The sequence below is a fragment of the Streptomyces sp. NPDC048417 genome, from assembly GCF_040651615.1.
Lineage (GTDB): Bacteria > Actinomycetota > Actinomycetes > Streptomycetales > Streptomycetaceae > Streptomyces.
In genome coordinates, this window is record NZ_JBEZKI010000012.1 from 21,126 (window position 1) to 31,440 (window position 10,315).

Genomic DNA, 10,315 nt, shown 5'->3' on the forward strand with positions numbered 1-10,315 from the left:
TTGCACATGTCCGAGGAAGAGAAGCTGCGCGGCTACCTGAACCGGGTCATGGTCGACCTCCGCAAGGCCAACCGCCGCCTGCAGGACGTCGAACAGTCCCGTACCGAACCCATCGCCGTCGTCGGCATGGCCTGCCGGTACCCCGGCGGGGTCCGCTCCCCGGAAGACCTGTGGCAGGTGCTGTCCGAGGGCCGGGACGTCACCGGCGAACTGCCCACCGACCGCGGCTGGGACGTCGACGGCCTCTACGACCCCGACCCGGAGCGCTCCGGCCACAGTTACGTACGGCGCGGCGGCTTCCTGGACGACCCCGGCGCGTTCGACGCGGGCTTCTTCGGGATCTCGCCGCGCGAGGCGCTGGCCATGGACCCGCAGCAGCGGCTGCTCCTGGAGACCTCCTGGGAGGCACTGGAACGGGCCGGCATCGACCCCACCGCACTGCGCGGCAGCCGCACCGGTGTGTTCGTCGGCCAGAACTACCAGGAGTACGGCACCGGACTGGCCCACGCCCCCGCCGGCGTCGAGGGACACCTGGTCACCGGCGTGGTACCCAGCGTGCTGTCCGGCCGAATCTCCTACACCCTCGGTGTCGAGGGCCCGGCCATCACCGTGGACACCGCCTGCTCCACCTCCCTGGTCACCCTGCACCTGGCCGTGCAGTCGCTGCGCAACGGAGAGTCCACGCTGGCCCTGTCGGGCGGCGTGACGGTGCTGGCGGGACCCGGACCGCTCATCGAGTTCAGCCGCCAGCGGGTGCTGGCCGCCGACGGCCGGTGCAAGGCGTTCTCCGCCGATGCCGACGGCATGGGCATGGCCGAGGGCGTCGGCATGCTGGTGCTGGAGCGGCTGTCCGACGCGCGGGCCAACGGCCACCAGGTGCTGGCGGTGCTGCGCGGGTCGGCGGTGAACCAGGACGGCGCGTCCAACGGGCTCACCGCCCCCAACGGACCCTCCCAGCAGCGCGTCATCCGCGCCGCCCTGAACGCCGCCGGGCTGACCCCCGCCGACGTCGACGTGGTGGAGGCGCACGGCACCGGCACCTCCCTGGGCGACCCCATCGAGGCACAGGCCCTGCTGGCCACCTACGGCGCCGACCGCGAACGGCCGCTGCTCCTCGGCACGGTGAAGTCCAACATCGGACACACCCTCGCCGCCGCCGGGGTGGCCGGGGTGATCAAGTCCGTGCTGGCACTGCTCCATGAGACCGTGCCGAAGACCCTGCACGCGGACGCCCCGTCCCGGCACATCGACTGGTCCACCGGCACCCTCTCGCTGGCCACCGAGTCGGTGCCCTGGCCCCGCGGTGAACGGCCGCGCCGCGCCGCGGTGTCCTCGTTCGGCATCAGCGGCACCAACGCCCACGTCATCCTGGAAGAGGCTCCCGAGCCGGAGGAAGCGGAGCCGGCGACGGCCCCGCGGCCGGTGCTCTCGCTCCCGGTGCCGGTGGTCCTCTCCGGCCGTGGCGCGACCGGCCTGGCCGACCAGGCCGCGCGGCTGCGCGAGTTCGTCGCGAGCGACCCCGAACTGACCGTCACCCGGCTGGCGTTCGCCACCGCCACCACCCGGGCCGCCTTGGAGCATCGCGGTGCGGTGGTGGCCGGGGACCGCGAAGAACTGCTGTCCGGGCTTGCGGAGTTGGCGGACGGTGGGCCGGGCGCGGCCAGCGCGGTGGCTGACCGGGGTGGGCTGACGGGGTTCTTGTTCTCGGGGCAGGGGTCGCAGTGGTCGGGTATGGGGCGGGAGTTGGCTGCGCGGTATCCGGTGTTCGCGGAGTCGTTCGCGGATGTGTGTGGGCGGTTGGAGTCGGTGTTGGGGCGGCCGGTGCGGGAGGTGGTTCTCGGCGGCGGCGTGGGGCTGGATGAGACGTTGTTCGCGCAGTGTGGTCTGTTCGCGGTCGAGGTCGCGTTGTTCCGGCTTCTCGAATCCTTCGGGGTGGTGCCGGACTTCGTGGTGGGGCATTCGGTGGGTGAGGTGGCGGCTGCTCATGTGGCTGGGGTGTTGTCGCTGGATGACGCGGTCACTTTGGTGTGTGCGCGTGCGGGGCTGATGCAGGGGTTGCCGCCTGGTGGGGCGATGCTCGCGGTCAACGCCGACGAGGCGGAGGTCGCGGAGGTTCTGCCGGGTGAGGTGGGCGTCGCGGCGGTCAATGGCGTCCGCTCGGTCGTCGTGTCCGGTGTCGAGTCGGGAGTGGTGGCTGTCGCGGACGCGGCGCGGGAGCGGGGCTGGCGTCATACCCGGCTGCGGGTGAGTCACGCGTTCCATTCGCCGTTGATGGAGCCGGTGCTGGAGCGGTTCCGTGAGGCGATCTCCGGGGTCACCTTCGCCTCTCCGAGCATCCCCTTCGTGTCGACGGTGGATGTCGGTACGGCGCCGGTGGATGCCGATTACTGGGTGCGCAACGTCCGCGACACGGTCCGGTTCGCCGACGCGGTTGCCCATCTGCACGAGCAGGGTGTGACGAGATTCGTGGAGGTCGGTCCGGACGCCGCGCTGACCGCCGTAGGGCCGGGTTGTCTGCCGGAGGACGCGACGGCGGCCTTCGTGCCGCTGCTCCGCCGCGACCAGCCGGAATCGGTGACCCTGCCCACCGGACTGGCCCGCTTCTACGCACATGGCGGTGGCATCGACTGGACCCGTTATCTGCCCGCCGCCGACCCGGTCGACCTGCCCACCTACGCCTTCCAGCACCGCCGCTACTGGCTGGAGAACGCCGAGCCGGCCGACCCGGCCGCGCTCGGTGCGCTGCCCGCCGGACATCCGCTGCTCGGCGCGCTGGTCGCCCTGCCCGGCGCCATCGACACCGTCCTGACCGGGCGGTTGAGCCTGCGGGCCCAGCCCTGGCTGGCCGACCACCGGGTCAATGGCACGGTGCTGCTGCCCGGCACCGCGTTCGTCGAACTCGCCCGGCACGCCGCCGAACTGCTCGGGGACGACCAGCTGGACGAATTGACTCTGGAGGTCCCGCTCGTCCTGCCCGCCGAGGGCGCCGTCGCCCTGCGGGTCGTCGTCGGAGAACCCGACGACGCCGGCAGCCGCGGGTTCGAGGTGCACTCCCGGCCGGAGGGCTCCACAGCGCCCTGGACCCGGCACGTCACCGGCGTGCTGTCCGAGAGCGGCGACGACAGCGCCGGTGCGGATCTCGTGCGGTGGCCCCCGGCCGACGCCGAGCCGGTCGACCTGGACGGGTTCTATCCCCGGCTCGCCGAGACCGGCCTCGGCTACGGCCCGGCGTTCCAGGGGCTGCGGGCCGCCTGGCGGCGCGGCGACGAGATCCTCGCCGAGATCACCTTGCCCGACCAGCAGCGTGGCCAGGCAGCGGAGTTCGGGCTGCATCCGGCGCTGCTGGACGCGGCACTGCACGCCCTCGCCCTGCGCGGTGACGCCGGCCTGCGGCTGCCCTTCGCCTTCCGAGGGGTCCGCTGGTACGACACGGGTGCGACCGCGCTGAGGGTCCGGCTCACCGTCGTCGGGGAGGACACGGTCCGGTTGGACCTGGCCGACGGCAGCGGGGCCCCGGTCGGCACCGTCGAGCACGTGGTGCTGCGTGCCCTCACCGGCGAACTGCGCGCGCCCGCAGGGCTGGACTCGGTGTACCGGCTGGACTGGACGCCCGCCCGCACCGGACGCCCCCGCCATCCCGGCCCCGATGTGCTGTTCCGGGTCGAGGACATGCCCGTGGCCGAGCGCACCGCCGCCGTACTGGACCGGGTGCGCGGCTGGTCGGCCGAGGAGCCCCCGCAGGGCGCCCGACTGGTCGTGGTCACCCATGGTGCCGTGGCGGCCACCGCCGACGAGGTGCCCGACCCGGCCGGTGCGACGGTGTGGGGGCTGGTGCGCTCGGCACAGATCGAGTGGCCCGACCGGTTCGTGCTGCTGGACACGACCGACCCCACTGTCACGGACACGGAGCTGACCGCGGCACTGGCCACCGACGAACCCCAACTGGCCCTGCGGGCTGGGCGGGTGGTCGTGCCGCGGCTGGCGCGGGTGACGGAGGCGGCCGGGGACGCTCCCTGGTCGGTCGAGGATGTCGTGTTGGTCACCGGGGCCAGTGGGGCCCTCGGGGGCTTGGTGGCACGGCATGTGGTGGAGCGCCACGGGGTGCGTGGTGTGGTGCTCGCTTCCCGGCGGGGCGGTGACGCGCCCGGTATGGCAGAGCTGGCGGCCGAGCTAGGTGAGTTGGGCGCAGAGGTGGCGGTGGTGGCGTGTGATGTGGCCGAGCGGGATGCGGTGGCCGCGTTGCTGGCCGAGTATCCGGTGACGGCGGTGGTGCACGCGGCCGGTGTGGTGGACGACGGTCTGGTCACCGGTCTCACCGAGGGGCGGTTGCGGGCGGTGCTGGCGCCGAAGGTGCTGGGCGCACGCTGGCTGGACGAGCTGACCCGCGACCGGGACCTCACCCGGTTCGTACTGTTCTCCTCCGCCTCCGCGACCCTCGGCAACGCCGGACAGGCCGCCTACTCCGCCGCCAACGCCTACCTGGACGCGCTGGCCCGGCAGCGCCATGCCGCCGGGCTCCCGGCCACCTCGCTGGGCTGGGGGCTCTGGGAGCAGCGCAGCGGCATCACGGGCGAGCTGTCCGAGGCAGACCTGGCCCGTATCGCCCGCAGCGGTGTCGCCGCGCTGCCCACCGCGGAAGCCCTGGCGCTGCTGGATGCCGCCGTGGGGCTCGGTGAGGCGGCCGTACTGCCGATGCGACTGGACACTCCCGCCCTGCACCGGCTCGACCCGTTGCCGGCCGTGTTCGCCGGCCTGGTCCGTGGCCGCCGCCGTACCCGGCAGCAGTCCGGCTGGGCCGACCGGCTGCGGGCGCTGCCCGTACCGGAGCGCCGCCGCGCCGCCCTGGACCTGGTGCGCACCCAGGCCGCGGGGGTACTGGACCTGGCCGGAGCCGAACAGGTCGGCGCCGAGCAGTCCTTCGCCGAGCTCGGCGTCGACTCGCTGACCGCGCTGGAACTGCGCAACCGGCTCGGCACCGCCACCGGGCTACGGCTGCCCACCACCCTGGTATTCGACCACCCCACCCCGGCCGCACTCGCCGGATTCGTCCTCGCGGAGGCCGGTGACCTGCAGACCGCACCGGAACCCGCCGCACTCACGGTCACGGCCGCCGCGGACGAGCCGATCGCGATCGTGGGCATGGCCTGCCGCTACCCCGGTGGCGTCGGCACCCCCGAGCAGCTGTGGGACCTGGTCGCCGCGGGCCGGGACGGCATCTCCGCCTTCCCCGCCGACCGCGGCTGGGACCTCGGCGCACTGCCGGTCGGCCTCGGCGGATTCCTCGCCGACGTCGCCGGCTTCGACCCCGGCTTCTTCGGCATCTCACCGCGCGAGGCGCTGGCCATGGACCCGCAGCAGCGGTTGTTGCTGGAACTGTCCTGGGAGGCGTTGGAACGCGCCGGGATCGACCCGACGGGCGTCCGGGGCAGCCGTACCGGCGTGTTCGCCGGGCTGATGTACCAGGACTACGCGACCCGGCTCGCGCACGTGCCCGAGGAGCTGGAGGGCTACCTGGGCAACGGCAACCTGGGCAGCATCGCCACCGGCCGGGTCGCCTACACCTTCGGGTTCACCGGCCCCGCGGTCACCGTGGACACCGCCTGCTCGTCCTCTCTGGTGGCCCTGCACCTGGCCGCCCAGTCGCTGCGCTCCGGCGAGTCCACCCTGGCGCTGGCCGGCGGGGTGACGGTGATGTCCAGCCCGACCCCGTTCCGCGAGTTCGACCGGCAGCGCGGCCTGGCCGCCGACGGCCGCTGCAAGTCCTTCTCCGCCGACGCCGACGGCACGGGCTGGTCCGAGGGCGTCGGCATGCTGGTGCTGGAGCGGCTGTCCGACGCGCGGGCCAACGGCCACGAGGTGCTGGCGGTGCTGCGCGGTTCGGCGGTGAACCAGGATGGTGCGTCCAACGGGCTCACCGCCCCCAACGGCCCTTCGCAGGAGCGTGTCATCCGCGCCGCGCTGCGCGCCGCGGGGCTGTCCCCCTCGGACGTGGACGTGGTGGAGGCGCACGGCACCGGCACCACACTCGGCGACCCGATCGAGGCGCAGGCCCTGCTGGGCACGTACGGCGCCGATCGCGAGCGGCCGTTGTGGCTGGGGTCGGTGAAGTCGAACATCGGGCACACGCAGGCCGCCGCGGGTGTCGCCGGCGTGATCAAGGTCGTACAGGCCATGCGGCACGGGCGGCTGCCCCGCACCCTGCACATCGACGAACCGACCCCGCACGTGGACTGGTCGGCCGGTGACGTACGGCTGCTCACCGAGACGATCGACTGGCCGGAGACCGAGGTCCGTCGGGCCGCGGTGTCGGCGTTCGGGGTGAGCGGGACCAACGCGCACGTGATCATCGAGCAGGCGCCGGCTGTCCAGCCTGTACCTGTCGGTGAACCGGTGTTGCCGGTGCCGGTGTTGGTGTCCGGGCGCAGTGCTGAGGCGGTGCGGGGTCAGGCGGGTCGGTTGCGTGAGTACCTGCTGGCCGAGCCGGGCGTCGGCGTCGCGGAGGTGGCGCGTGCGGCGGCGCTGTCCCGGGCCGCTTTGGAGTGTCGCGGTGCGGTGGTGGCCGCGGACCGCGATGAACTGCTCTCTGGGCTGGCGGAGTTGGCAGGTGACGGTGGTGCTTTGGCTGATCGGGGTGGGCTGACGGGGTTCTTGTTCTCGGGGCAGGGGTCGCAGTGGTCGGGTATGGGGCGGGAGTTGGCCGCGCGGTATCCGGTGTTCGCGGAGTCCTTCGAGGACGTCTGTGCGCGGTTGGAGTCGGTGTTGGGGCGGCCGGTTCGGAGGGTGATCCTCGATGGTGGCGCGGACCTGGATGAGACGTTGTTCGCGCAGTGCGGTCTGTTCGCGGTCGAGGTGGCTCTGTTCCGGTTGTTGGAGTCGTTCGGTGTCGTGCCGGACTTTGTGGTCGGGCATTCGGTGGGTGAGGTGGCGGCCGCCCACGTCGCCGGGGTGTTGTCGCTGGACGATGCGGTCACCCTCGTGTGCAGCCGTGCCGGGTTGATGCAGGAGTTGCCGTCGGGTGGGACAATGCTCGCGGTCAACGCCGGCGAGGCGGAGGTCGCGGAGGTCCTGTCCGGCGAGGTGGGTATCGCTGCGGTCAACGGATCTCGGTCTGTGGTGGTGTCCGGTGCCGAGCCGGCGGTGGATGCCGTTGCGCGTCAGGTGCGGGAGCGGGGCTGGCGTCATACCCGGCTGCGGGTGAGTCACGCGTTTCATTCGCCGTTGATGGAGCCGGTGTCGGACAGGTTCCGGGCGGCGATCGCCGGGGTCACCTTTGCCTCGCCGAGCATTCCGTTCGTGTCCACGGTGGATGTCGACGCCGCTCCCGTGGAGGTCGATTACTGGGTGCGTAATGTCCGTGACACCGTGCGGTTCGCGGACGCGGTCGCCCACTTGCACGGGCAGGGTGTGACGAGGTTCGTGGAGGTCGGTCCGGACGCCGCGCTGACCGCCGTAGGACCGGACTGTCTGCCGCAGGACGCGACCGCGGCTTTCATCCCGTTACTGCGTCGCGAGCAGCCCGAAGTCCGTTCGCTGGCCACCGGGTTGGCCCGCTTCCATACGGACGGCGGTACGGTCGACTGGGCGTCGTATCTGCCCGCCACGGCCCCGGTCGACCTGCCCACCTACGCCTTCCAGCACCGCCGCTACTGGCTGGACAGCGCCGAACCGCCGTACCGGAGCGGCTATCCGCTGCTGGACGCGGCCGTGGAGTTCGCCGAAGAGGACGGCTTCCTGCTGTCCGGGCGGCTGGCCACCCGTGCGCAGCCCTGGCTGGGGGAGCACACGGTGCTCGGCGCGACCGTCGTGCCCGGCAGCGTGTTCGCCGAACTGGCCCTGCACGCCGCCGCGGAGACCGGCGCCGGCGAGGTCGCCGAGCTGACCCTCCTGGCGCCCCTGGTGCTGCCCGAGCATGGTGCGGTCGAGGTACAGATGAGGGTCGGCGCGCGAAGTGCGGCGGGGGAGCGGCCGCTGACCGTGTACGCCCGCCCGGCCGAGGACGGCACCCCGTGGACCTGCTACGCCCGCGCTGTACTCGGCTCGGTGTCGGCAGCGCCGCAGGACGCGCAGGCCGCCTGGCCGCCACCGGGAGCCGTCGCCCTGGACGTCGGTTCGGCCTACGTCGAGTTCGCCGCCACCGGGCTGGAGTACGGCCCGGCGTTCCAGGGGCTGCGTGCGGCCTGGCGGCGCGGTGACGAGATCTTCGCCGACATCGAGCTGCCCGATCTGACCGACGCCGGCCGCTACGGGCTGCACCCGGCCCTGCTGGACGCGTCGCTGCACGCCTTGCGCTACCTGCACGAGGACGAGGGCGACCGCACCTTGCTGCCGTTCGCCTGGAACGGGATCGCGCTGCGCCGTACCGGGGCGTCCGCGCTGCGGGTGCGGATCTCCCCGGTCGCCGCCGAGGCGGCCAGGATCGAACTGGCCGACGCGACGGGCGCCCCGGTCGGGGTCGTCGAGTCCCTTGCGGTCCGGCCGATCTCGGCCGAACAACTCGGCCACCATGAATCCCTGTACGCCGAGGAGTTGGTGCCCGCCACCCTGCCGGGCGGCCCGGAGCCGACCGTACTGGACTGCGCCGAGCCGGCCGAACTGCCCGACGGGGAAGTACCCGAGGTGGTGGTGCTGGCGGCCGGGACCGAGGCCGATCCGGTGGCCGCGGCCGGCCGTGCGCTGGGCGCGGTGCGCACCTGGCTGGCCGAGGACCGCTTCGCCGGCACCGGCACCCGGCTGGCGCTGCGGACCCGGAACGCGCGCACCGATCCGGCCGCCGCCGCGGTATGGGGTCTGCTGCGCTCGGTGCAGCAGGAACACCCGGACCGCTTCCTGCTGGCCGACTTCGAGGACACCGACGGGAGCGATGGCACCGAGGGCACCGAGGGCGCCGGGATTCCCGCCGCCGCGTGGAACGTGCCCGGCGGGCAACTGGTGGTGCGCGACGGCACGGTGCTCGTGCCACGGCTGTCCCATGTCCCGCTGTCCAGGATCACGGACCGGGACGGCGCCACCTGGGACCCGGGCGGCCCCGTGCTGATCACCGGGGGGCTGGGAGCCCTCGGTGCGGCCCTCGCCCGTCATCTGGCCGGCGACTGCGGAGTGCGCGAACTGGTGCTCACCGGCCGCCGCGGCCCGGACACCCCGGGCGCCGCCGAACTGGCCGCCGAACTGCGTGAGTTGGCTGCCGAGGTGGCGGTGGTGGCGTGTGATGTGGCCGAGCGGGATGCGGTGGCCGCGTTGCTGGCCGAGCATCCGGTGACGGCGGTGGTGCACGCGGCCGGTGTGGTGGACGACGGTCTGGTCACCGGTCTCACCGAGGAGCGGTTGCGGGCGGTGCTGGCGCCGAAGGTGCTGGGCGCACGCTGGCTGGACGAGCTGACCCGCGACCGCGAACTGACCGACTTCGTGCTGTTCTCCTCCGCCGCCGGGGTGCTCGGCGCCGCCGGGCAGAGCGCCTACGCGGCGGCCAACGCCGCTCTGGACGCGCTGGCCAGGGCCAGGCACGCCGCCGGACTCCCGGCCACCTCGCTGGCCTGGGGGCTGTGGGAGCAGCGCAGCGGCATCACCGGCGAACTGTCCGGTGCCGACCTGGCCCGCATCGCCCGCGCCGGGCTGCGACCACTGACCACCCCCGAGGCGCTCGAACTGTTCGACCTCGCGCGCACCGTCGACGAACCGGTACTCGCCCCGATGCGCCTGGACCGGACGGCCCTACGGACAGGCGGCCCGGTCCCGGCGGTCCTGCGCGGCCTGGTCCGGGAAGCGCCCGCCACGGCCGCCGGCGTGAGCTCCGTACCCGCCGCCGCGTCGGCCGCGTTGTCCGGACCCGACCGGGAGAAGGCGCTCCTGGCTCTGGTCCGCGCCGAAGCGGCCAGGGTACTGGCCCACGACTCACCGGCCGCCGTGGCCGAACACCGCACCTTCGCCGAACTCGGCGTCGACTCGCTGGCCGCGGTGGAACTGCGCAACCGGCTGTCCGAGACCACCGGCATCCGGCTGCCCGCCGCGGTGGTGTTCGAGTACGCCACCCCGGTGGCGCTGGCCGCGCACCTGCACACGTCCATGCCCGCGGCCGACGGCGCACAGGCCGGCTCCCCGCTCGCCGGGCTCGACCAGCTCGAAGAAGCCCTGGCCGGTGCCGAACCCGGCGCCGTGGACCAGGCGAAGCTGCGCATGCGGCTCACCGCGCTGCTCGCCAAGTACGGCGACGAGGAGCAGTCCGGCGCCACACCGGAGCACGACCTGTCGTCGGCCTCCGACGACGAACTGTTCGGCCTCGTCGACGGCCTCGGCGCCGACCAAGGGTGAGGAAGGGAAC

General features: G+C 73.4%; 1 protein-coding gene. It reads left to right on the forward strand.

Annotation, left to right across the window (positions count from 1 at the left end; translation table 11 throughout):
• The first annotated feature begins 6 nt into the window (after positions 1-6).
• On the forward strand, positions 7-10,305 hold the full coding sequence (locus AB0D59_RS19860) for a type I polyketide synthase (RefSeq protein ID WP_362566689.1): 10,299 nt from the start codon (positions 7-9) through the stop codon (positions 10,303-10,305).
• Positions 10,306-10,315 lie beyond the last annotated feature (10 nt).

Excerpts from the sequence above, each read along its gene's own strand:
- AB0D59_RS19860 (WP_362566689.1), top strand. The coding sequence starts at position 7 with ATGTCCGAGGAAGAGAAGCTGCGCGGCTACCTGAACCGGGTCATGGTC.